The sequence below is a fragment of the Streptomyces sp. G45 genome, from assembly GCF_049542095.1.
Lineage (GTDB): Bacteria > Actinomycetota > Actinomycetes > Streptomycetales > Streptomycetaceae > Streptomyces.
Genome location: NZ_JBMUZU010000001.1, coordinates 5,179,601 through 5,201,557 on the forward strand (window position 1 = coordinate 5,179,601; position 21,957 = coordinate 5,201,557).

Sequence of the window (21,957 nt, forward strand, 5' to 3'; positions counted from 1 at the left end):
ATGGGGCCAGCCCCCTGGCACCCCCGTAATCGCCGCTTCGCGACTCGCCCTCGAACGCCGGACGGGCCGGAGTGCTCGTCCTCAAGCGCCGGACGGGCTGGAGTTCGCGGCGCGGGCTTCACGGCGTATGCGTCACGCCAGGACGAGAACGGAGGCGACCGGATGACGGCCGCGGCGGACGTGCCCGAGGTGGACGCCTTCACCCGCACCTACTGGGAGGCCGCGAGTCAGGGGCGGCTGCTGATCCGCCGCTGCCGGGCCGCCGGGTGCGGGCGCGCCCACCACTATCCGCGCGAGTTCTGCCCGTACTGCTGGTCGGAGGACGTCGCCTGGGAGCGGGCCAGCGGCCGGGCGGCACTGTACACCTGGTCGGAGGTGCACCGCAACGACCTCCCCCGTTCGCGTCCCGCGTCCCGTACGTGGCGGCCGTGGTGGACCTGGCGGAGGGCCCCCGCATGATGACGGAGGTCGTGGGCGGCGCGGCGGTGGAGCTGCGGGTGGGGATGGCGCTGGAGGTGGCGTTCCGGGAGGTGGGGGAGGGCGTGACGGTGCCGGTGTTCGCGCCGGAAGGCACCGCGCCCGGACCGGCCGCGCGGAAGGCGGCTCCCCTTACCGTGCGGGGCGGCGCGGTGCGGGGCGCCGCACCCGGCGGTGATCGAGAACAGGACAGTCCTCGCGGGCCCGCGCGCCCGCCCGGAACCTCGTAGCCCATCCATCCGATCAGGAACCCCATCCGCGACGCGCACATACGGAACGACACGGCCCGCCCGTGATCACCCGAGGCGCGCAAGCGGTCAACACGCCGACCCCCGGTCACCCACAGAGGCGTACCCCCACGCCCCGGAGGCGACTGTCCGCAATGGATCTAGCACGCACAGCGACGAACTCTTTAGGGTCAAAGCGACGCCAACACCGTATCCCTGGAGGATTCGTGGCACGTTTCCGCACTCGCCTGGCCCTGCTCGGCTCGGCCGCGGCCCTGACCGTCGGCGCCCTCGTCCCCGCGCAGCTCGCCGGGGCGCCGTCCGCCGCCGCCGCGGACCGTCAGTGGGTCGCCCTGGGCGACTCCTACACCGCCGGGGTCATCCCCGCCGCGGGCGACGTCTTCGAAGTACCGCGCGACGGCTGCGAGCGCACCGACCGTTCCTACCCCCAGACCATCGACCGCGACCTCGGCTCGCTCTTCGACCTCACCAATGTGAGCTGCGGCGCCGCGACCATCGAGAACGTCACCGACACCCCGCAGGAGCCGATCGGCCGCCATCTGCCGCCGTTCTCCGAGGATCCGGACTACCCGTTCCCCGCGGTGCCCCCGCAGTCCGAGGCGGTCGGCTCCGACACCGACGTGATCACCGTCGGCGTGGGCGGCAACACCCTCGGCTTCGGCGAGATCCTCACCAAGTGCGCGGAGCTGGGCGCCGGAAGCGACGGCGACGGCACCCCCTGCAAGGACGAGCTGGCCGCCAGCGTCCCGGGCCGCCTGGGCAAGGTGAGCGAGGAGTACGACCGGATGCTCACCGTGCTCCACGAGCGCGCCCCGCAGGCGAAGATCCTGACCGTCGGCTACCCCACGGTCATCCCCGAGGACACCACCAAGTGCGACGTCGGCGACCTGACGCAGTTCGGCCCGATCACCCGGGGCGACCTGGACTGGCTGCGGCAGGACGTCCTGGAACCTCTCAACCAGACCATTGAGAAGTCGACGGGCACGCAGGACGCCGCCAGCTTCGTCGACCTCTACGACTCCTCCCGGAACCACAGCGTCTGCGACTCCGGCAAGTGGGTGGAGGGCATCCTCACCCCGCCTGCCCAGCTCTCCTTCGTCCACCCCAACGCCCTCGGCCACCGCAACGCCGCCGACCACGTCGAAGAGGCGCTGCTGAACACCCTCGACTAACCCCCTCCCCCACCCACTGGCCTCCGGCGCGAGCCGGGGGCCAGTGCGGCGTTGGCTACTGAAGGCGGTAGCGGAGGTGGACGACGCCGTTGCCGAAGCGGTGCTCGTCGATGAGCTTGAGGTCGGCGCGCACGTCCGTCGGCAGCGCGGGGTTGCGCCCGCCGAGGACCATCGGCCAGACGAACAGGGCGAGTTCGTCGACCAGCCCGGCGGCGAGGGCCTGCGCGGCGAGGTGCGGGCCGCCGACCAGGAGATCCCTCGTGGCGGCGGCCTTCAGCTCGCGTACCGCGCCGGGGTCGAAGTGCCGCTCGAGCCGGGTCTTCGTGGTGGACGGCTCGGCGAGCGTCGAGGAGTAGACGACCTTGTCCGCCGCCTGCCACGCGCTGGCGTACTCGGCCATGAGCGGCGACCGCGCGGCCAGGCCGGGGTCGGTCTCCCAGACGGCCAGCGTCTCGTACATGCGCCGCCCGTAGAGGTAGGTCCCCGCGGACCGCATCAGACCGGTGATGTACGCGAAGACGTCGTCGTCCGGCGGCGCCCAGTCGAAGGCACCGCGCGCGTCCTCCGTGCAGCCGTCGAGCGACATGTTCGACGCGTAGACCAACTTCGCCATGACCGCTCCCACACCACCGTCACCGGTATCCACGACTGTCGCGGCCCCACCATAGCCGCGCCGGCGCGGAGGCCGAACATCCGCTACGGGAGCCGTTCGGCCCGGGGCCAGACGGTCCCGGTGGGGAGGTGGCGGACGGCGGCGTCGCCGTCCGCTTCGCGGGCGTACGCGAACTGGTCGTGGGCGGGGCGGTGGTGGGTGTTCCACCAGTGCCGGGCGGCTTCCGCCTGCTGCCACAGGCCGGGGTCGCCGCCGTAGGTGACGGTGTGGTCGGCGGTGAACGGGGCGCGGGCCCAGGCGCCGTCGTCGCGCTGGAGCTGGATGCTCGTGGTGCCGGTGGCGTCGTCGACGTAGTAGACGAGTTCGGTGTCCGGCAGGTGGAGCGCGAGGAGCAGGCGCAGCGTGTAGTGGGCCTGGATGTCGCTGGCCGTGAGCGGGGTGGGGCGGGTGTCCGCCTCGGGGGCGGGCCGCGGGCGGTGGGGGCGGGGGTAGGTGCGGGGTGTTCCGCGGGCGGGCATGAAGCGGCCCGTGGTGGCGGTGAAGCGGCCGGTGGCGCGGCGCCCGGCGTCGACGGTCAGGCGGACGAGTCCGCCCTCGATGCCGAGGGCGATGTCGGTGACGATGACCGCGCCGGGCCTGGTGTGCTCGATCCACGCCTGGGGGATGGCGGGTACGGAACAGGTGGCGATGATCCGGTCGAACGCGTGGCCCTCGGGGAGGGTGGTGCGGCCGTCGCCCGCGGTGAGCTGAGGCTGGTAGCCGAGCTGGGCGAGGCGGGTGCGGGCGGTGGTGATGAGGTCGGGGTCGATGTCGGTGGAGTGGACGAGGCGGTCGCCGAGCCGGGCGCACAGCAGGGCGGCGTTGTATCCGGTGCCGGTGCCGATCTCCAGGACGCGGTGCCCGTCGTGGACGGACAGGTCCTCCAGCATCCCGGCCATGAGGCTGGGCAGGGTGCTGGACGAGGTGGGGACGCCGGTCCACGCGGTGTCGTCGACCTGCTCGGCGCTGGCCGGGTCGAGGGCGGTCACGAGGGTGACGTCACGGTAGGCGGCGGCGAGGTGCCGTACGTCGGCGGTGGCGCGGCGCTGGCGCCAGACGGTGATGCCCTTCTCGTTCTGCTCCTGCTCGAACCACGTCGGTACGAGGACGTGGCGGGGGACGGAGGCGAACGCGTCGCGCCACTGCGGGGTCCGGATCGCGCCGGAGCCACTGAGCGCGTCGGCGAGCGCCGCCATGTGCGGTCGCGCCGCGTCGAAGGTGTCGGGGGGCGGGCCGCCCACGTCAGGCTCCTTGGAACGCCCTCGCCCCCCTGCGGGGGGCGAGGCGGTGAAGTCCTAGGCGGGGTGCCAGCGTTCGGCACTATGCCAGGGGCCGTTCGGTCAGACAGGCAAGGTCGGGTTACCTGAGCCGGGGCACATGTCCAAGCTCCCCTGCGGCTGATGCGGTGGGCATCCCTCGCCCGGTGCCACGCCCACGATGGCGCCACATGAGGCACAAGCGGAGTTGGCGCACAAGCCGGGGTCGAAGCGTCGCCTGCAATGACGTTGGTCACACATGATCAGTTCTCCCTCAGGTAGTGGGATGGTGCTGATTCGTGTGGTGCGCCCGCCACGTGCCCCAAGTGGTCGGTGACGGGAGATCAGATCTTGCGGACGAAGGTCTTCTCGTCGTTGTGCCAGAAGATCGTCACGCCTACGTGATCCGGCCGTGCGCCCTCGTGGGCCGACCAGACCTCGAACTTCCGGATTTCGGGCGACTCGGCGGTGGCGAGCACGCCCGCGAGCCAGGCGTCCGGCGCGCCTCCGGAGGGGGCTGCCTCGGCGGTGGCGGGCTGTCCCTCGACGGGGGGCGTGGGCACGTCGTGCTTGGCGCCTTCGGCGAGCTGGCCGATGATCTGCCAGCGGGTCTCTCGTCCGCCCATGGTCAGGACGAGGCCATAGGGGTGTTTCGTCTCTCCCACGTCAGCGAGGGTCTGTACGCGCTGGACGTCGCCGTGGTTCTTCAGGATGTCGGCGACGAAATCTTGGACCTCTGCGGGGCGCATTTGTGATCAATCCTCTCGTGGCGGCCCGGTCAGTCTAGGAGCGCCAGAGCAAGATCACTGACGGTGTCGCACGGTATGCCGAACTCGTCGAGCCCGGGGCGGGGTGGGTGTGGGGCGCACGGCCAGGGCGGGTGAAGAGGGTGTGTACGGGACCTCTGGCGATGACGGGAGCGCTGGACATCCGGCTTCGGTCCTTCGAGCCCTCGTCGACCGGCGGAAGGTTCTTGGCGGGGCCGTCCGGGACGGTAGGCGTGTGCGTGCTCATGTGCGGCGGAGGGCCGCCCGTACGGGCTGATGGATGTCTGTGTCTCCTCTGGGTGAGCCGACCAGTCACGGCGTGTCCTTTCCTGGTGCGGAGCGCCCTGGCGCGGTAGCGCACTGCTGCCGGTCATGGGCTGGTGGGCCTCAGTGCGCATGGCGGGCGGGGCTGATGCGGGGGAGAGCCGGTGCCGTCTGGTCAGCATGGCCGATGTGACAACTCGGCGGTGGGTGTCACGATTCTGGCTGGCGAACCACTCGTGGCCGTCTCAGGCGGTGCGCGGCGGTCATCCCCCGTCCGAAGGCGTGGGTGGGCGTACGCGAACTGGTCCTGGGCGGGGGTGTGCGCCTCGGGGACTGCGGGCGGTGGAGGCTGCCTCATACTCTGCCTGGGCCTACTCAATGGTGATGGCCCAGTCGCCACGCGCGATCTGACAGGTGCCGTCCGGCTCGATGCGGACACGGTATCCATACAGTCCGAGACTGCCCTCCATGTTGAGCTTGTGGCGGATGCGCTCCAGCTCGGTCCACAGGCGCCGGGGGCCGCTCTGATGAACGGTGGGCGGATCGGTCCACCGCCCCTCGGCGCGGGCCCATGAACCGTCTGGGTGCAGCAGCCACGCCGTGCGGCGCTCGCCGTCCTCCTCGAAGTGCGTCTCGATCCCGGGTAACGCCAGGACGAGTTGCGTCTTGACCTCCCACGCTTCGGCGACATCGAGCACGGGATAGCGGCCGGTCGTGATCTCGTCCCCGTCATCGCACCGGGCGTGGGGGGACCGGGTGATGAGGCGCGGAGGGTAGTCGGATCCGTGGCGGACGCCCATGAACCCGGCCCAGTCACGTTCGACCCGGCCGACCGCGCCTCCGTCGGCGGACTTGTCGGCGCCGATGACCAGGGACGTGCCGGTGATAGTGGTCACGAGGCGTCCACCTGGCCGCAGTGCGGCGAGCCACGACGCGGGGACCCGGGATACGGAGACCGTGGCGACGATGCGGTCATATGTGCCGGGCAGGTCGCCGGTCGCGTCCGAGGTCATCAGCAGAGGACGGTGCCCTGCCTCGGCGAGGCGTTCGCGCGCCACCTGCGTGAGGTACGGGTCCACGTCCACGCTGGTCACGCGGTGCTCGCCCAAGCGGTGGCACAGCAGGGCCGCGGCGTAGCCCGAGCCGGTGCCCACGTCGAGAACGTCCATGCCGGGCTCGGGGCGAGCGTGCCGGAACATCTGGACGACGAGGGACGGCAGCGTCGAGGAAGCCGTGGGCCACCACGCGGGGCGGTCGTCAGGACCGGCGTGGTCTGCGTGCAGCGCGCCGACACGGGTGACGAGCGTGGTGTCGCTGTAGGCGGCGCGCATCCAGCGGCTGGGGGCGCTCGGGCCGTCGGCCAGCAGTGCCCCGTCCTTCGCGGGCTGCCACCAGCGGGGTACGAACCGGTGCCGGGGCGTGGAGCGCACGGCGTCACGCCACCGGGACTGCGGGTGGGTGGCCTCATCCGCAAGCGCTTCGGCGTGCTGCTGCCAGGCGGTCACCGCCTGCCGACCAGCGGTACGGCGGGATACTTGGGCAGGCAGGCCGGGGTCTTGGCGGGGTTGCAGTCGCTCCCGTCCGGCTGGCACGCGGTGGGCCCAGGTTCCGGTACTTGCTCGACTGCCCGTCGCCACCGATCGCTGCCGATGAGGTCGGCGAGGCGCGTCTCGCGAACGTTGCCGCATGGCATGAACCGCGACAGCACGCACAGCGCGAGGTCCCCGTTGGGGAGGATCGCCGCCTTCCCCCGGCCACACCGCCCGCACAGGGCATCCACACTCGGATCAGTCCCACCCGCCGCCCGCCCCACCGGACGTACTCGGTCCATGTCCACGTCGGTGATGCCCATGGCTTCGACTTCCGCACGGGCTTCGTGTGCGCGTTGCCCCTCGACGACTTCCAGGATGCCAACGCGTAGCGGGACGCCCCGGCGGTGCGCTTCGGCGATATTGGCGCGGGTGCGTGCGTGACTGCCGGGGCGTGTGGTGATGCGGTCGTGTTCCTCCGGGCGATCGCTGTAGTAGCTCGTCGCCAGCGTCACGCCGTCACGGGCGAACACGTCCCACCATGCCGGACGGATGTGGAACAGGTTGGTGAAGACCTCGACCTGACGCCCAAGGCCCAGGGCGAGGTCGACCAGCTCGACCCAGTGCGGATAGAGCGTCGGCTCGCCACCGATGAGCTGGATGCCTGAGATCTCCATCGCTGCGGCATCCTGGATGACCTGCTCCCAGTCCGCCCTGCTCATCGTGGCGCGGAGGGCGGAGCCCTGCGGGCTCGACTCGGAAAGGCAGTGGGTGCAGGTGAGTTGGCATCGCCCTGTGAGTTCCAGTTCGAGCGAACTCAGCGTTGGGGTCCTTACAGGTGAGTTGACGGGCTGGTCAGGAGGAGTTCGAGTCTTCACGGTTGCGCTCTCCTGTGTGTCGATGGGAGCTGTGCCTGCACGCGCAGGCAGAGCGGATTCGGCATCGTGAGCGAAGTGCGCCTGATTGCTTTGCTGGTGGAGCGGCAACGCTGGCCCTTGCGGGTTGGCTGGTTCCCAACGTCCCTAGCAGTACCGGGAGTTGTGCTTCGTGAAGCTGTGGTGCGCCAGCGCGCCGCGTGAGCGCGGCTGCGCGGTGCGACCGTAGCGCCGCTGATGTCAGGGGAGCAATAGTGCTGCCGTAGCTATGTTGACGCGTCGAGATGTTGGCATATGCCAAGCGGCCCCGCCGGGGGTCGGCGGGGCCGCTTGGACGTGAAACGTCAGATCAGGTGGTCGTACTCACCCGCTTTCACTCCCGCTATGAAATCGGCAAGGCGCTCGCGGGTTGTCGTGATAACGGTATCTGGATCTTCACTCTCCCGCAGCTGGATCAATCCGGCTTGCGGTCGGACCTCTACGCAGTTGTTGCCGCCCCCGCCGCAAAAGCTTGACTTCTGCCACTCGTTTTCCGGCATCTCCTGACCTTTCACAGTGTGTGCGCGATCTCGCGAATCAAGTCTCGCGACTGCTTAACGCTAAGAGTACGTTCCTCCATCGCCGTCAGCAGGTCGCGGTAGGCCTTGAGTTGGGCCTCCGAGTCCAGGAGTAGTGCGCCGTGTGCCGAGTCGAGGTGCACGGTGTCGAGCTGGGGCACGGGTCCGCCCGCGAGGAGTACGGCCTGGCCTGATCCTGCGAAGCCATCGGCGTCAAAGGTCAGTACTCGTATCGTGCAGTTCTCTTGCTCGGACAGTGAAAGCAGGTGATCTAGCTGCTTCCGGGCAAGTGCGCGACCACCGAACCGCATTCGGAGCGCGGCCTCGTGGATCACGGCAGTGAATTGCACCCCGTCATCACGGTTGAGGATTTGAGCGCGTTTCATCCTGTGGGCGATGCGCGTCTCAATATCCTCTTGGGCGAGGCGCGGAAAAGTGAACTCGAAAACAGCTCGTGCGTAGTCCTCGGTCTGCGTGAGGCCGGGAAGGTGGGCGATCTGGTACGTGCGCAGGTACGTGGCCTTGTGCTCTAGTTCTGTCAGGTCCAGGAATCCGGCTGGCAGGATCCCTCGGTACTGCTCCCACCAACCTCGATCGCGTTCGGTCGCCATGGCGATCAGGGCGTCGACGTAGGTCTGATCCGTACAGCCGTAGCTACTGGCAAGCACTCGCAGTCGATCAGCGCCGACGCCGAAGCGCGCGGTTTCCATGTGGCTGATCTTCGTGTGGTCGATGCCGAGTTGCGCTGCGGCTTCTCGCGCGTTGAGGCCTGCCGCCTCGCGCATCTTGCGCAGCTCGGCACCCAGTCGACGCTGGCGTGCGGTCGTGACTGTCCTGGGTGGCATGGCTGCAAGTCTGCCCGTGCGGGTGATCCTGGTCCACAGGGATCTACATTGTTCCGGAAGTGGTAGCTATGTTGCTCCCTGCTGTCCTATGGTCTGGGCAGCACCGCGCCGCACTCAGGCACCGAAGTGCAGCCGATGACGCATGACCACACGGTGGCCTCGTCATCGTCGGGGGAGCCAGAGCCACGGTGGCGAACGGCATGTGCGGCAACCCGCGTTGGGAGACAAAGAATGAACGCTGCCTTGGTACCTCCCGCCCCCTCACCCCCACCCCTCCGCGCCCCCTCGTACAGACTCACGGCACCCAACTCGTCCACCTGCGCCCGCGTCCTGCGCGAGCTGGTGTGCTGTCTGCTGAAGGTGTCCGGGCACGCGGGGCTGCTCGACGACGCGCGGCTCTGCGTCAGCGAGGTCGTCACGAACGTGCACCGGCACACCCGCACCCGTCTGGTCGTCGTCGACGTGTCCCTCGGGGCCGAACGCGTGACCGTCGCGGTGTACGACGACGCCGCCCACAAGCTCCCCGTCGTCGCCAAGCCCGGCCCGGACATCCCCTGCGGCCGGGGACTCGCCCTCGTCCACCACTGCTCGGACGGCTGGGGCGCCACCCAGTACGGCGGCCCGATCCCCAGCACCAAGGCCGTCTGGTTCCACTTCGACCTGCGGCGCCGAGGGGCGGCGCCATGACCCCGCTGCTCGGCCTGGTCGCCGTGTGCATCACGCTGGCGGTGCTCGCGCTCGTGGCGATCTACCAGGCCCTGCCGTGCGCCCACCGGGCGTTCGAGCACCCGCCCGACGAGGGTGCCGTCTTCCGCTGCTACTGCTACGACCGGCCGATCCTGGTCACGATCGCCGGACGGCGTACCTCCCGACCCGAGCGGAGAGGACGCCACGCCCGTCCGCGCGCCCCCCCGCACGCGAACCGGAGGTGAAGGGGGTGCCGTTCCCATACCCGCGGTCGCGTAGGCCCGCCCGTGTGGTGAACCCCCGACGGGGCCCCGCCCGGGGGAGTTGGAGCGGGCGGGGCCCACTGCCCGCCCGAGCCACCGGCGCTTCCGTCAGCGGCAATTCCGGTGGCGGGCGGGGACGGCGCCAGGTCACACTGGCGCGATGACGCCCACGGACAGCACGGACAGCACGGACAGCACGGACAGCGCGGACGCCCCGCCCCCGGCCGGAGCCCCGGCATGACGGCCGCCGCGCGCTGGCAGCTCACCGGCGACCCCGGCGAATTCCTCGCCCGCGCCCACGACTTCCTGCACGCGGAGCCCGAGCTGAACACCGCCCTGCTCACCGTCGCGGACACCCTCCGCACGCGCGGGAAGCACGTGTACGGCGACGGGGACCCCCTCTTCGGCTGGCTGGCCGACGGCCAGGGGAAGGTGCGCGGGGCGTTCCTGCGGACGCCGCCGCGCAGCGTGGCGATCGGACCGCTGCCCGCCCCCGAGGCGGGCGCCCTCGACGCGCTGGCGGAGGTGTTCGCCGCCGAGGCGCCCGACCTGCCGGGAGTGATGTCCGACCAGGACACCGCCGAGGCGTTCGCGCACGCCTGGCGGCGGCGCACCGGCGCCGACGTCACCAGGGACCTGTGCCAGCGCCTCTACCGGCTCGGCCAGCTCACCCCGCCCGAGCCCGCGCCGCCGGGCGCCGCCCGGGTCGCGGGGCCCGGCGACCGGGAGCTGCTCAAGCGCTGGCACGGCGAGTTCAGCGACGCCATCGGCCACGCTTCGACGACGGACCCCGGCGAGTGGGCCGACGCCCGCGTCGCGTACGGCGGCGTCACCCTGTGGGAGCTGCCCGACGGCACCCCCGTCGCCATGGCGGGCCACACCCGCCGCATCGCGGGCCAGGTGCGGGTGGCGCCGGTCTACACCCCGGCCGCCCACCGCGCCCGCGGCTACGGCGGCGCCGTCACCGCCGCCGTGTCCCGCGCCGCCCGCGCCGACGGGGCGGACGTCGTCGTCCTCTTCACCGACCTCGCCAACCCCACCAGCAACGGCCTCTACCAGCGCGTCGGCTACCGGCCGGTGCGGGACTACGCGCAGTACGCGTTCACGGCCACAGCCCGGGGCTAGCCCAGGGGCAGACCGGCCACGGGCAGGCCGGAGGCGGACAGGGCCTCCGTGGGCAGCCCCTTCACGGGCAGGCCGCCGAGCAGGCCCGACACGGGGTCGCCGCCGCTCAGGGCCCGGTCGGCCACCGGCTGGGCCGCGGCCACGCCCTTCTGGACCACCGGGGCGGCCTGGGACACCACGTCGCCCGCGGGCGCCGGGAGGGCCTGCGCCGCGGTGTCCACCGGGACGGCACCCAGCGCGTCGGTGGCGTCGGCGGCCTGGGCGGCGGGGGCCGCCAGGGTCGCGGCGGCCACGGCTCCGAACGTCACGGCCAAGGTCTTGCGCTTCACAACGTTTCCTCTCGCATAGGCATCGCGTGGGCGGGCCACCACATCAGGGCTGGCCCACGCCTTGCCGGGCACAACGAGCCGGGCGTGATCCGGAAACGAGGACGGGGGAACGGAAGCCGGGCGCCGCCCCGCCGCCGACCACCCGGGCGCCGACCGCCAGGCCCGGCGGCCTAGCCCCCGACCGGCTTCACATACCGGTGGCACGGCACATGGATCGGCCCGCTGTCGCTCGCCGCCAGGTACTCGAACAGGCCCTCGTCCCGCCACCCGTTGCGCTCGTAGAACCGGCGGGCCCGCGCGTTGCCGTTGACCACGGCCAGCCACGCCCGGCGGTGCCCCTTCGCGGCGACCAGCCGCTCCGCCTCGGCCAGCAGCTCGGCCGCCACACCGGTGCCCCGGTGGTCCCGGGACACGTACACCTGCTCCACCTCGTCGTCCACGACCATCACGAACCCGGCGACCACCCCGCCCACCGTCGCCACCACCGTGTCGTCGACCCGGCGCGGCGCCCGCAGCAGGAACGACTCGGGCGTGCGGACGGCGATCAGCGCGGCCGGGACGTTGCCGTGGTGCCCGTCGCTCCAGCCCTCGTGCCAGATGCGGGCGATCGCCGCCGCGTCACCGGCGCGGGCCGCCCGCAACCGCGGCGCCGCCGCGCCCTCCGTCACGGCCACAGCAACTCCCTCACCCAGGCACCCCGTTCCTCGCGGTAGCGCAGCCGTACGTGGCGGCGCCGCGCGTCGCCCTGGAAGAACTCGACCTCGTCCGGCCGCAGCGCGTACAGCGTCCAGCTCGGCGCGTCCGCGTCGGGCTCCGCGCGCGCCCGCTCCCAGGCCGCGTCCGATGCCGACGCCAACTCCCCGTACGACGGCAGTACTTCACTCTGACGCCCCACGAGCGCCGCCGCCAGCGCCCCGGTCGAACGGGCGTGCAGATCGGCGAGCGCGGCGGCGTGCGGCGCCGTCGTGACGGGGCCGCGTACGCGGATCTGGCGGGCGCGCGCCGCCCAGTAGAAGTGCGCCGCCGCGTACGGGCGCGCCGCGAGCTGGGTGCCCTTCCTGCTGGTGGCGTGGGTGGCGAAGTGGAAGCCGTCGGCGTCGGCGCCGTGCAGCATCACCGTACGGGCGTCGGCGCGGCCCTCGGTGTCCGTCGTGGCCAGCGTCAGGGTGTGCGGCTCGGGCTGCCCGGCGGTGACCGCGTCCGCGAACCACTGGTGGAAGAGGGGTACCGGGTCGTCGGGTGCGGTGGCGGGGTCGAAGGCGGGGAGGTCGACGTCCCAGACCTTCTGGGATCTGAGGAGTTCGTGGAATGTGGGGGCTGTCATGAGGTGATTGTCTCCGGGCCGGGCGCCTTTCCCCGCCGTGTCGGCGCACAACGCTCCGCGTCCGGGGCGCGGCGCGGGCTCAGACCCCCAGGACGACGGTGCCCGACGAGCAGAACCAGCCCCCCGTGCCCGACGCCACCGCCAGCCTCGGCAAGGTGCCGTCCCGGCGGCGGACCTGCCGCTGTTCACCCGCCTCGCCCCGCAGCTGCCGTACCGCCTCCACCAGCAGGAACAGGCCCCGCATCCCGGGGTGCTGGGCGGACAGGCCGCCGCCGTCGGTGTTCGTCGGCAGGTCGCCGTCCCGCAGAAGACGGCCCCGCTCCACGAACGCGCCGCCCTCGCCCTTGCCGCAGAAGCCCAGGTCCTCCAGGGTCACCAGGGTCATATAGGTGAACGCGTCGTAGACCTCGGCGAGGTCGATCTCCGCCGGGCGCACCCCGGCCCGCTCGAAGGCCGTGCGCCCGCTGACCGCCGCCGGGGAGACGGTGAAGTCCTGCCACTCGGACATGGTCGTGTGCGAGGCGTACTCGCCGGTGCCGAGGATCCACACGGGCGTGGACGCGCAGTCGGGCACCAGGTCGGCGGCGGCGAGCAGCACCGCGCAGCCGCCGTCGGAGCGCAGGCAGCAGTGCAGCCTGGTGAACGGGTCGGCGATCATGGGGCCGCCCAGGACGTCGTCGACGGTGATCGGGTCGCGGAACACGGCCTCGGGGTTCGCCGCCGCGTTCGCCCGCGCCTGCACGGCCACCTGTGCGAGCTGTTCGAGGGTGGTGCCGTACTCGTGCATATGGCGCCGGGCGGCCATCGCGTACTTGGCGATCAGGGAGTGCCCGTACGGGACCTCGAACTGGAGCGGGCCGCGCGCCCCGAAGGAGAGGGTGCCGGCGCGCCGCCCGGCCTTGACGTCGGCGCGCGCCGTGGAGCCGTACACGAGCAGGACCGCGTCGGCCCGGCCCGCGGCGATGGCGTCCGCCGCGTGTGCCGCCATGACCTCCCAGGTGGCGCCGCCGACGGAGGTGGAGTCCACCCAGCGCGGGCGCAGCCCCAGGTACTCGGCGACCTCGACGGGCGCGAGCGTGCCGAGGCCCGCGGACGCCAGGCCGTCCACCCGCTCCCGGCCGAGCCCGGCGTCGGCGAGCGCGCGGCGGGCCGCCTGGGCGTGCAGGGCGTAGGGCGTGGCGCCGTCGGCCCGGTCGCGGTCGGCGAGGGCGACACCGACGACGGCGACGTCACGGGCGGGGGAGGTCGGCATATATCTGACGGTACATCAGGTGGGGTGGGCGCGGGAGGCGGGCGCGGGCCTGTGCTTTGGCCGTGCGCGGCTCTAACATGGCTGCCCGCCATATGAGTTGACGGAGCGTCAGATGTGTGCGCGTACGCGTACACGCCCGTGTACGAGTCTTCCGGGACCGGGAGGGGACCGCCGATGGACGCCGCCTGCACCGCGGAACAGGACGAGATCCGCCGCACCCTCCGCGAGGTCGTCGCCAGGCGCTGCGGCCCCGACGACGTCCGGGCCGCCGTCGCCACCCCCGCCGGATACGACACCGCGCTGTGGGACGCGCTCGCCGGGCGCGTCGGCCTGCCCGGCCTCGCCGTGCCCGAGGAGTACGGCGGCGTCGGCTGCGGCCCGCTCGAACTCGCCCTGGCCGCCGAGGAGCTGGGCCGCGCCCTGGTCCCGTCGCCGTTCCTCGCCACCGCCGCGCTCGCCGCGCCCCTGCTGCTCGCGCTCGGCACCCCCGCCCAGCGCGCCGCCCTGCTGCCCACCCTCGCCACCGGCGGCACCACCGCGGCCCTCGCCGTCCCCGGCGCCCGCCTGGCCGCGGCCCTCGCGCTGACCGGCGACCCGGGCGGCGACTGGGCGGGCGGCGGACGCGCGGGCGGCGTACAGGCCCGGGTCACCGAGAGCGGCTGGCGGCTGTACGGGCAGGTCGACCAGGTGCTCGACGGGCACAGCGCGGACCTGCTCCTGGTCGCCGCCCACACCGGCGGCTACGCCCGCTCCCGCGTCCGGCTCTTCCTCGTACGCGGCGACGCCCCCGGCCTCGTACGCGGCCGACTGACCTCGCTCGACGAGACGCGAGCCCAGGCGCGTGTCCAACTGCGGGACGTGGAGGGCGAGTTGGTCGGGGACGACGACGCGGATGTACACAGGGCGCTGGCGGTCACGGGGGAGTGGGTCGCGGCGGTGCTCGCCGCGGAGGCGGTCGGCGCCGCGGACCAGGCCCTGGGCCTGACGGTCGCGCACGTCGGGCGTCGCGAGCAGTTCGGCCGCCCCATCGGCTCGTTCCAGGCGGTCAAGCACCGGCTCGCGGACGTGTACGTGGACGTGCAGGCGGCGCGCTCGGCCGCGTACTACGCCGCGTGGGCGGCCGGTGCCGGTGCCGAGCCCGGCGGTGGGCTCGCCCTTGCCCGCGCCCTGGACGCCCTGCGCGCCGCGGCGGCCGAGGCCGTCCACCTGCACGGCGGCATCGGCATCACGTGGGAGCACGAGGCCCAGCGGTATGTGAAGCGGGCGACGGGGGACGAACTGCTCTTCGGGCCCGTGCACCGCCTGCGGGCACGGGCGGCGGAACGCGCGGGAGCCTTCGGCCCGTCCGGCGTGTGAGGGCGAGGCACGCGGCGCCAATAAGCGGCGCCAATAGGCGGCGCCAATAAAGGGGAGATGAGGGGGAATGCCCATGTGGGAGGGGGAGGGGCGTGGCCCCATGCGGACGCCCACGCCTGCGGAGGGCGACAGGACAGCGGAAGTGCCCTACCGGCCGTGGGCGTGCCGCCCTACTTCGTGGGCTTCTTGCCGGTGACCCCGAGGTGCACCAACAGCGCCAGGTTCGGCTTCAGTTCGGCCTGCTTCACGCCCCACGTCTGGAAGCCGCGCTGGTGGGAGGCGACCGCCGCGAGCATCGCGACCAGGGATCCGGCCACCGCGGCCGGGCTGACGTCCTTGTCGACCCTGCCCTTGGACTGCAGCTCCTTGATGCTGTCCGCAAGGGAGTTGTTGACCGAGTTGAGGATCTTCATCCGGATCTTGTAGAACCGCTTGTCGCCCTCGGCGGCGCCGAGGTCGACGACCCTCAGGATCGCGTCATTGCGCCGCCAGAAGTCCAGGAAGCCGTCGACGAGGTCCTGTGCCGTCTGGAGCGCGGCCTTGCCCACCCAGGAGCGGCCTTCGAGGAGGTGCGTCAACTCGGCGCCCTCGGCGGCCATTTGCTCCGCGATCTCCAGGACCGCGCCCTCGACGTCCGGGAAGTACTGGTAGAACGTCGCCGGTGAAGTGCCCGCCTTCCGGGCGACGTCGATGACCTTCACGTCGCGGTAGGGGGACGAGCTGAGCATCTCGCTCAGGCAGTCGAGCAGTTTCTGACGTGTCGCCTGACCACGCCGACCGGCCACTCGGCCGTCGACGGTTCGTACCTGTCCTGTCATGCCGTCAGCTTACCGAGGGGTGATCGGAGCGCGATTCGGCCGAGTGCAAATGGGGTGGGGGCGGGGGCAGTACGGGGGTGGAGGGGCGGCGCGGAGGGGTGGCGGCGCACCCGGCGGCGCCCGGCGGCCGCCCCGCGTGCGCCCGCCCGGAGGGGGCCCGGAGGGGGCGGAGCCCGGCCGGGAGGGCGCCCGGCGGGGCCTGCCCGGGGGCGGGCCAGGCGCGGATCGTCCGAAAAGAATGGGTCATGTGTTCGAATGATGGTGCTGCGCGTACCGGAGTGGGCGGTTAGCTTGACGGTGACGGGAGCCGCACACGGCCTCCGGAGTGACCAGAGCGAGCACAGTGAGCACGGTGAGCTGAGGGAGAACCGGCCCCATGGAATTCACGGAAGGCGTCCCCTGTTGGGTGGACGCGATGCTCCCGGACGTCGAGGGCGGCAAGCGCTTCTACGGTGAGCTCTTCGGGTGGACCTTCGACGAGGGCGCGGGCCCGGAGTACGGGCACTACACCCAGGCGGCCCTCGACGGCCGCCCCGCCGCCGCGCTCGCCCCCAAGCCCGACGGGCGCATGCCGACCGCCTGGACGGCCTACCTCGCCACGGCGGACGCCGCCGCTGCCGCCGCGCGGATCAGGGACGCGGGCGGCCAGGTGATCACCGAGCCGGTCGCGGTGGGCCCGTTCGGCACCATGGCCCTCGCGGCCGACCCCGAGGGCGCGGTCTTCGGGCTCTGGCAGGCCGGGACCCACCGGGGCTTCGGCGTCGTACGCGAGCCGGGCGCCTTCTGCTGGACCGAGGTGTACGCCCGCGACAAGGCCGTCGTCGACCCCTTCTACGAGAGCGTCTTCGGCTACGCGGGCCACGACGCCGAGATCGGCGGCGACGACTTCCGCATGTGGTCCCCGGCCGGGACCGCCGCCGGACCCGACACCGCGGTCGGCGGCCGGGCGGTCTCCGCCTCGCTGCCCGCCGAGATGCCCGCCCACTTCCTGAGCTACTTCGCCGTGGCCGACTGCGACGCCACGGCCGCCGCCGCCCGCCGCCTCGGCGGCCGGGTGCGCGACGAGCCGTACGACATCCCGTACGGCCGCGTCGCGGTCCTCGTCGACAACCAGGGAGCGGCCTTCGGGGTCCTCCAGGGGTGAGGGCGGGCCATCACGATTCCCCATGACGCGATGACAAGCCCTTATGCGACGCCTGAGCTGCGCCGATAGGCTTCGTTTGTCCCGAGACATCCCGATGTCGCCCCGGGTTCGCAACCATCGCCCGGGACAGGAAGAATCGGGGTGCGTGCCGCCGTAGCGGCTCGGTGGTGAGACGCTGCACGGGGTTGCTCCAAACGGCGCCCGCGTACGGGGAGGTGGCAGGCAAGTGGTGGACCAGTTGACGCAGCACGATCCGCGGCGGATCGGCCCGTTCGAGGTCCTGGGACGGCTCGGCGCAGGCGGCATGGGGCTCGTCTATCTCGCGCGCTCCGCGTCCGGGCGGCGCGTGGCGATCAAGACGGTCAGGACCGAGCTGGCCGAGGACCAGCTGTTCCGCGTCCGCTTCACCCGCGAGGTGGAGGCCGCGCGTGCCGTGTCCGGGTTCTACACGGCCGCCGTCGTGGACGCCGACCCGCGCGCCGCCGTGCCCTGGCTGGCCACGGCGTATGTGCCCGCGCCGTCCCTCGAGGAGATAGTGAACGAGCACGGGCCGCTGCCCGCCCAGGCCGTGCGCTGGCTCGCCGCGGGCGTCGCCGAGGCCCTGGAGTCCATCCACGGCGCGGGCCTGGTGCACCGCGACCTGAAGCCGTCCAACGTCCTCGTCGTCGAGGACGGCCCCCGCGTCATCGACTTCGGCATCGCGTCCGGCGTCTCCAACACCCGCCTGACCATGACGAACGTCGCCGTCGGCACCCCGGCGTACATGTCACCCGAGCAGGCCAAGGACTCCCGCAGCGTCACCGGCGCCAGCGACGTCTTCTCGCTCGGCTCCACCCTCGTCTTCGCCGCCACCGGGCACGCGCCGTTCCACGGCGCCAACCCCGTCGAGACCGTCTTCATGCTCCTGCGCGAGGGCCCCGACCTGGAGGGCCTGCCCGACGAGCTGCGGCCCCTGATCGAGTCCTGTATGCAGATGGACGCCACGCTGCGGCCCACGCCCGGCGACCTCCAGGCCCAGCTCGCCCCGCACCTGTTCGCCGCCGAGGGCGCCGGGGACGACAGCGGCACCGCCTCCGCGTGGCTGCCCGAGCGGGCCGTCGCCCTCATCGAGGCCCGGCGCGGCGGGCGCCCCGCCGTGCGCGCCGCGGCCCCGACCGGCGGGTCCGGCGGCCGGGGCGGGCGCGCCGCCGCGGCCGCGTCGGCCGCGCCCGTGTCCGCGGTGCCGCCCCCGCCGCGCCAGGCCCCCGCCGTACCGTCCCAGGCCCCGTCGCACGCCCCCGCGGCGCACGCCCCTTCGTACGCCCCCTCGCACGCCCCTTCCCAGGCCGCGCCGCACGCCCCGGCGCCCTTCCAGGGCGCGCCCGACCCCGGGCCCGTGCAGCTCGCGGGCGCCCAGGTGCCCATCGGCCCCGGGCCGCGCGTGGCCGGGCCGCGCGCCGCCGCCGCACCCCCGGACGCCGGGCTCGCCGGGTCCTGGTCGCGCTCGGCGGCCCCCGCGCCGCCCCGCGCCAACGGCACCGAACCCCCGGCGGCGCCCACCGGGGCCGCCCCCGCCGCGGGCGGCTCCTGGCGGCCGTGGCGGTTCCGCATGTCCAACGACGTGTGGGGCACGCCCGCCGTCGCCGGGAACCTGGTGTACGTCACCTCCTTCGAGGTCCACGCCCTGGACGTGTCCACCGGGCGGCGCAGCTTCAAGACCCGCGACGTCGCCTGGTCCATGGCCGTCGCCGACGGCCGCATCCACGCCTCCGACGGCCCCACCCTGTACGCCCTCGACGGCACCGACGGCTCCGACCTGTGGCGCCTGTCCACCGACGCCTGGGTGTACGCCCTCCAGGCGGACCGCGGCACCGTCATCACCGCCACCCGCGGCGGCGGCGTCCAGGGCTGGGAGGCCGCCAACGGCGAGAAGCTCTGGGAGATCACCGGCGCCCAGACCGACTTCGAGGCGCCCGAGGCCGCGCCCGTCATCCGCGACGGCACGGTGTACGTCTGGAAGGACGCCCGGCTCAGAGCCGTCGACGCCCGCACGGGCATCGAGCGCTGGTCCTACCCCGTCGGCGACGCCGCGTCCTGCGGCGGTGTGCCCGTCCGCGTGACGCAGGCCGCCGACGGGTTCGCGTACGTCTCCGCGGGGACCCGGGTCATCGCCCTCGACGTGGCGACCGGGCACGTCCGCTGGCACTTCGAGGCGCCCGCCGTCTTCCTCTCGCCGCCCGCCTTCGCGCCGGGGCCCGCCGTCACCGGCGGCGGCGTCTACCTCGCCGACTACCTGGGCACGGTGTACGCCCTCGACGCCACCGACGGCCGCGACCGCTGGCGCATCGCCACCGAGGCCCGCTCTTCCATCGAGCCCGTCCTGGTCGCCGACGGCCACGTCCACGTCGGCAGCGGCAAGGGCCTCTACACCCTCGACGCCGTCACCGGCACCCCCAAGTGGCGCTTCCAGGCGGGCGGCGAGGTCGTCGGCTCCCCGGTCGTCGCCGACCGCCGCATCCACTTCGGCGCCACGGACCACCTCCTGTACACCCTCAAGGCCGACGACGGCCGCCTCCGCTGGAAGCTCGCCACGGGCGGGGAGATCACCGGGGCGCCCGTGGTGCGGGACGGCGTGGTGTACGCGTGCAGCAAGGACCGCTGCGTGTACGCGCTGGACGCGGAACGCGGCACGGCCACCTCGCGGTAGCCCGCCTGGCGCCGGGGTCGCCGCCTGGCGAGGGGGTGCCGCCGGGGTTGCCGCCTGGCGAGGGGGTGCCCCCTGGCTGCGGTTGCCCCGGGGCGGCTGAGCCTCCGTCCCGCCGCTTCGCGGCGGCTTCCTCCCGCCCTCCCTCCCTGGGCGTCGCCGCCGGGGTCGCCGCCTGGCGAGGGGTGTGCCGCGGGGGCTGCCGCTTGGTGAGGGCGCGCCCGTCGGCTGCGGTGGCCCTGGGGCGGCTGAGCCTCCGCTCACGGACCGGAACCGGGCCTCGGCCAGTGATCAGTGGTCGGTGGGGGAGGGGCGTCGAGGGTGGGGAACGTGGGGTTCGTGGGGGGTGGCGGGGGGTCCTCCGGGCGGGGCCGGTGGCCTAGGAGCGGGGCCGCTGCCAGGACCAGTACGCCCCCGCCGAACGCCGCCAGCACCCCCCACCCCAGCCCCGACCCGTCCCCCGCCACGGCCAGGCTGCCCTCCGCCTGCCCCTGACGCACCATCCACAGGACGGTGAAGCCGACGACGACCAGCCCCGCCACCCCCACCAGCACCCGGGAGCGCAGCAGCAGGCCCGCCAGGACCAGCAGGGCCGCGAAGGCGAAGGGCAGGAAGAGCGAGCCGAAGAGTTCGGCGCGGGCGGACGTGACGCCCGTGCCGGAGAAGAGTTCACCGATGCGGACGTCACGGCCGAGGCGGCCGTCGTACCAGGCACGGAAGGGGCTCCAGACGGCGGCCGCCGCTCCGACGAGAGCGAGCAGAGACCCGAGGACGCGCCGCCCCATACCACCACCACCCTCCAGACCCCACCCCTCCCACCACCGACGCTACGCCCCGCCCTCCACTGCCGCACCTGGGGCATCGGCCGGTGACCAGGCCGCGGCGGCGGTCGCTGACGGCGCTCGGCCCCGGTGTGGGGCGGTCACCTTCCGCTGGGCGGTGACGGGTGGGCGGGTGGGGAAAGGAACCACCCACGCGGCGGCAGCCGCCGATGGCGCTCGGCCCCGGCGTGGGGCGGTCACCCTCTCGCCAGGCGGTAACGGGTGGGCGGGTGGGAGAGGGGCGGGGCGCCCCCAGCCACCGGCGGGCGACGGCGGGCGGCACCCCCAGCCTCACCGAAGGCGGAACCCCCGCCGCCGCCCCCGAACAGCTCCGCCTGCCGCGCAGGCAAGGCGTTGCCCAACGCCACCAGATGCCCCGCCCCCGCCAGAGCCTGCCCCGTACCGCCTCCTTGGCCGCCCACACAGCCCGTACGGAACCCTCCACCGCCTCCGAGGGCCACCCCGCCACCACCTCGGCAGTGGCCACCGCCGCCCCCACCAGCTCCGCGCCCGCCACCACCTCGGAGACGAGCCCCACCTCGTACGCCCGCCGCGCGGACACCCGCTCGGCGGTCCCCATGAGGACCATCCGGGCGACCTCCCCGAACGGCATCCGCTGCGCCATCTGGATGGCCTCGTACGCGCTGACCATCCCGTACGTCGTATGGGGGTCGAAGAACGTGGCGTGCTCGGCGGCGATCAGGAACTCGGCCTCGCTGAGCAGGTAGCAGGCGCCGCCGCAGGCCATGCCGTTGACGGCGGCGATGACCGGCTTCCACAGGTCGTTGGCCTTGGGGCCGACGGTCAGCAGCGGGTCGTCGACGGAGTAGGGGGAGGCGGGCTGCGGCACCTCGACGCCCCGGTCGATCCCGGTGCAGAAGGCCCGCTCGCCCGCGCCCGTCAGGACGACGGCCCGCACGGCGGTGTCGTAGCGGAACTCGCGCCAGGTGGCGGCCAGTCGGGCGGCGAGGTCGAGGTCGATGGCGTTGTGCCGCTCGGGGCGGTTCAGGGTGACGACGGCGACGCCGGTGCCGGGGTCCCGCTCCACCAGGAGCGCGTCGGCGGTCACGGCCGCTCCAGGACCCAGCGCGGCACCACGGTCCCGCTCTGCTCGGCGAACACCACCTGCACCCGCGCCCCGATCCGCAGCCGCTCCGGCGGCAGCGACCCCAGTGCGCCCCCCGCACCGCCGCCGATGACGTTGCCGACAAGGCGCACGCGCGGGACCTCGGCCAGCTCCACCAGGACCACGTTGTACGGGTACGGCCCGAGGTCGGCGTACGCGGGAAGCAGCGGCGGACGCGGAACGACGTACGACCAGATCCGCCCCCTGCCGCTCACGCGCCGCCAGGCGCTGTCGAAGGACCCGCAGTGCGGGCAGCAGGGCCGCGGCGGAAAGCGGTACTCGTCGCAGGCGGCGCAGGCCTGCACCCGCAGCTCGCCCCGGGCCGCGTACTCCCAGAAGGGCGCGCCGTCGTCGTCGGGGACGGGGGCCAGCAGTTCGCTCATCGCT

21 protein-coding genes and 2 pseudogenes are annotated in these 21,957 nt (G+C 73.2%); 8 read left to right on the forward strand and 15 right to left on the reverse strand.

Annotation, left to right across the window (positions count from 1 at the left end):
- Positions 1–162: 162 nt before the first annotated feature.
- Positions 163–572: pseudogene (locus tag ACOBQU_RS21810) on the forward strand (Zn-ribbon domain-containing OB-fold protein); the annotation flags it as partial.
- Between the two features lie 359 nt (positions 573–931).
- Complete coding sequence (locus ACOBQU_RS21815) at positions 932–1,897, forward strand: SGNH/GDSL hydrolase family protein (RefSeq protein WP_423628994.1); 966 nt, start codon at positions 932–934, stop codon at positions 1,895–1,897.
- A gap of 55 nt (positions 1,898–1,952) precedes the next feature.
- On the opposite strand, the gene ACOBQU_RS21820 is transcribed toward ACOBQU_RS21815, so the two are convergent.
- The 7 genes from ACOBQU_RS21820 to ACOBQU_RS21850 form a co-directional block, all read right to left on the reverse strand.
- Positions 1,953–2,510: a dihydrofolate reductase family protein gene (locus tag ACOBQU_RS21820; protein ID WP_423628995.1), complete on the reverse strand. Its 558-nt coding sequence runs from the start codon at positions 2,508–2,510 to the stop codon at positions 1,953–1,955.
- An 83-nt stretch (positions 2,511–2,593) separates the two neighbouring features.
- The gene (locus ACOBQU_RS21825) at positions 2,594–3,790 is read right to left on the reverse strand and encodes a methyltransferase domain-containing protein (RefSeq protein WP_423628996.1); all 1,197 of its coding nucleotides are present in this window, start codon (positions 3,788–3,790) and stop codon (positions 2,594–2,596) included.
- 359 nt (positions 3,791–4,149) lie between these two features.
- On the reverse strand, positions 4,150–4,554 hold the full coding sequence (locus ACOBQU_RS21830) for a hypothetical protein (protein ID WP_423628997.1): 405 nt from the start codon (positions 4,552–4,554) through the stop codon (positions 4,150–4,152).
- 653 nt (positions 4,555–5,207) lie between these two features.
- Entirely contained in the window at positions 5,208–6,341 is a 1,134-nt protein-coding gene (locus ACOBQU_RS21835) for a methyltransferase domain-containing protein (protein ID WP_423628998.1), read from the reverse strand.
- On the reverse strand, positions 6,338–7,243 hold the full coding sequence (locus ACOBQU_RS21840; protein ID WP_423628999.1) for a radical SAM protein: 906 nt from the start codon (positions 7,241–7,243) through the stop codon (positions 6,338–6,340). Before ACOBQU_RS21840 ends, ACOBQU_RS21835 begins: the two co-directional genes overlap by 4 nt.
- Positions 7,244–7,584: 341 nt before the next feature.
- Positions 7,585–7,779 carry a DUF397 domain-containing protein gene (locus ACOBQU_RS21845; protein ID WP_423629000.1) on the reverse strand — a complete coding sequence of 65 codons (195 nt, stop codon included), beginning with the start codon at positions 7,777–7,779 and terminating at the stop codon, positions 7,585–7,587.
- Positions 7,780–7,790: 11 nt separating this feature from the next.
- A complete protein-coding gene (locus tag ACOBQU_RS21850; protein ID WP_423629001.1) occupies positions 7,791–8,642 on the reverse strand; it encodes a helix-turn-helix domain-containing protein in 852 nt (283 codons plus the stop codon).
- Positions 8,643–8,873: 231 nt separating this feature from the next.
- Here ACOBQU_RS21850 and ACOBQU_RS21855 point away from each other — a divergent pair, with 231 nt between their 5' ends.
- The 3 genes from ACOBQU_RS21855 (at position 8,874) to ACOBQU_RS21865 (ending at position 10,717) form a co-directional block, all read left to right on the forward strand.
- The gene (locus tag ACOBQU_RS21855; protein WP_423629002.1) at positions 8,874–9,329 is read left to right on the forward strand and encodes an ATP-binding protein; all 456 of its coding nucleotides are present in this window, start codon (positions 8,874–8,876) and stop codon (positions 9,327–9,329) included.
- Entirely contained in the window at positions 9,326–9,574 is a 249-nt protein-coding gene (locus ACOBQU_RS21860; protein ID WP_423629003.1) for a hypothetical protein, read from the forward strand. Before ACOBQU_RS21855 ends, ACOBQU_RS21860 begins: the two co-directional genes overlap by 4 nt.
- Positions 9,575–9,829: 255 nt before the next feature.
- The gene (locus ACOBQU_RS21865) at positions 9,830–10,717 is read left to right on the forward strand and encodes a GNAT family N-acetyltransferase (RefSeq protein WP_423629004.1); all 888 of its coding nucleotides are present in this window, start codon (positions 9,830–9,832) and stop codon (positions 10,715–10,717) included.
- On the opposite strand, the gene ACOBQU_RS21870 is transcribed toward ACOBQU_RS21865, so the two are convergent.
- The 4 genes from ACOBQU_RS21870 to ACOBQU_RS21885 form a co-directional block, all read right to left on the reverse strand.
- Entirely contained in the window at positions 10,714–11,046 is a 333-nt protein-coding gene (locus ACOBQU_RS21870; RefSeq protein WP_423629005.1) for an ATP-binding protein, read from the reverse strand. The two genes, ACOBQU_RS21865 and ACOBQU_RS21870, sit on opposite strands and share 4 nt — an antisense overlap.
- Before the next feature lie 170 nt (positions 11,047–11,216).
- The gene (locus ACOBQU_RS21875) at positions 11,217–11,720 is read right to left on the reverse strand and encodes a GNAT family N-acetyltransferase (protein WP_423629006.1); all 504 of its coding nucleotides are present in this window, start codon (positions 11,718–11,720) and stop codon (positions 11,217–11,219) included.
- Positions 11,711–12,370 carry a pyridoxine/pyridoxamine 5'-phosphate oxidase gene (locus tag ACOBQU_RS21880; protein ID WP_423629007.1) on the reverse strand — a complete coding sequence of 220 codons (660 nt, stop codon included), beginning with the start codon at positions 12,368–12,370 and terminating at the stop codon, positions 11,711–11,713. The genes ACOBQU_RS21875 and ACOBQU_RS21880 overlap by 10 nt, the downstream gene beginning before the upstream one ends.
- Positions 12,371–12,449: 79 nt before the next feature.
- Positions 12,450–13,622 carry a thiolase C-terminal domain-containing protein gene (locus ACOBQU_RS21885; RefSeq protein WP_423629008.1) on the reverse strand — a complete coding sequence of 391 codons (1,173 nt, stop codon included), beginning with the start codon at positions 13,620–13,622 and terminating at the stop codon, positions 12,450–12,452.
- Positions 13,623–13,796: 174 nt separating this feature from the next.
- Between ACOBQU_RS21885 and ACOBQU_RS21890 the strand changes: the two genes are divergently transcribed.
- Positions 13,797–14,978: an acyl-CoA dehydrogenase family protein gene (locus tag ACOBQU_RS21890; RefSeq protein ID WP_423629009.1), complete on the forward strand. Its 1,182-nt coding sequence runs from the start codon at positions 13,797–13,799 to the stop codon at positions 14,976–14,978.
- A 170-nt stretch (positions 14,979–15,148) separates the two neighbouring features.
- On the opposite strand, the gene ACOBQU_RS21895 is transcribed toward ACOBQU_RS21890, so the two are convergent.
- A complete protein-coding gene (locus ACOBQU_RS21895) occupies positions 15,149–15,796 on the reverse strand; it encodes a TetR family transcriptional regulator (RefSeq protein WP_423629010.1) in 648 nt (215 codons plus the stop codon).
- Between the two features lie 376 nt (positions 15,797–16,172).
- Between ACOBQU_RS21895 and ACOBQU_RS21900 the strand changes: the two genes are divergently transcribed.
- Both ACOBQU_RS21900 and ACOBQU_RS21905 read left to right on the forward strand, forming a co-directional pair.
- Positions 16,173–16,940: a VOC family protein gene (locus ACOBQU_RS21900; protein ID WP_423629011.1), complete on the forward strand. Its 768-nt coding sequence runs from the start codon at positions 16,173–16,175 to the stop codon at positions 16,938–16,940.
- A gap of 226 nt (positions 16,941–17,166) precedes the next feature.
- The gene (locus ACOBQU_RS21905; RefSeq protein WP_423629012.1) at positions 17,167–19,626 is read left to right on the forward strand and encodes a PQQ-binding-like beta-propeller repeat protein; all 2,460 of its coding nucleotides are present in this window, start codon (positions 17,167–17,169) and stop codon (positions 19,624–19,626) included.
- Between the two features lie 257 nt (positions 19,627–19,883).
- Here the strand turns inward: ACOBQU_RS21905 and ACOBQU_RS21910 are convergent, their stop codons facing one another.
- The 3 genes and pseudogenes from ACOBQU_RS21910 to ACOBQU_RS21920 form a co-directional block, all read right to left on the reverse strand.
- The gene (locus ACOBQU_RS21910) at positions 19,884–20,408 is read right to left on the reverse strand and encodes a hypothetical protein (protein WP_423629013.1); all 525 of its coding nucleotides are present in this window, start codon (positions 20,406–20,408) and stop codon (positions 19,884–19,886) included.
- 335 nt (positions 20,409–20,743) lie between these two features.
- A pseudogene (locus tag ACOBQU_RS21915) lies at positions 20,744–21,531 on the reverse strand (enoyl-CoA hydratase/isomerase family protein); the annotation flags it as partial.
- Entirely contained in the window at positions 21,510–21,944 is a 435-nt protein-coding gene (locus ACOBQU_RS21920; RefSeq protein WP_423634632.1) for a Zn-ribbon domain-containing OB-fold protein, read from the reverse strand. The gene ACOBQU_RS21920 and the pseudogene ACOBQU_RS21915, both read right to left, overlap by 22 nt.
- Positions 21,945–21,957: the final 13 nt, after the last annotated feature.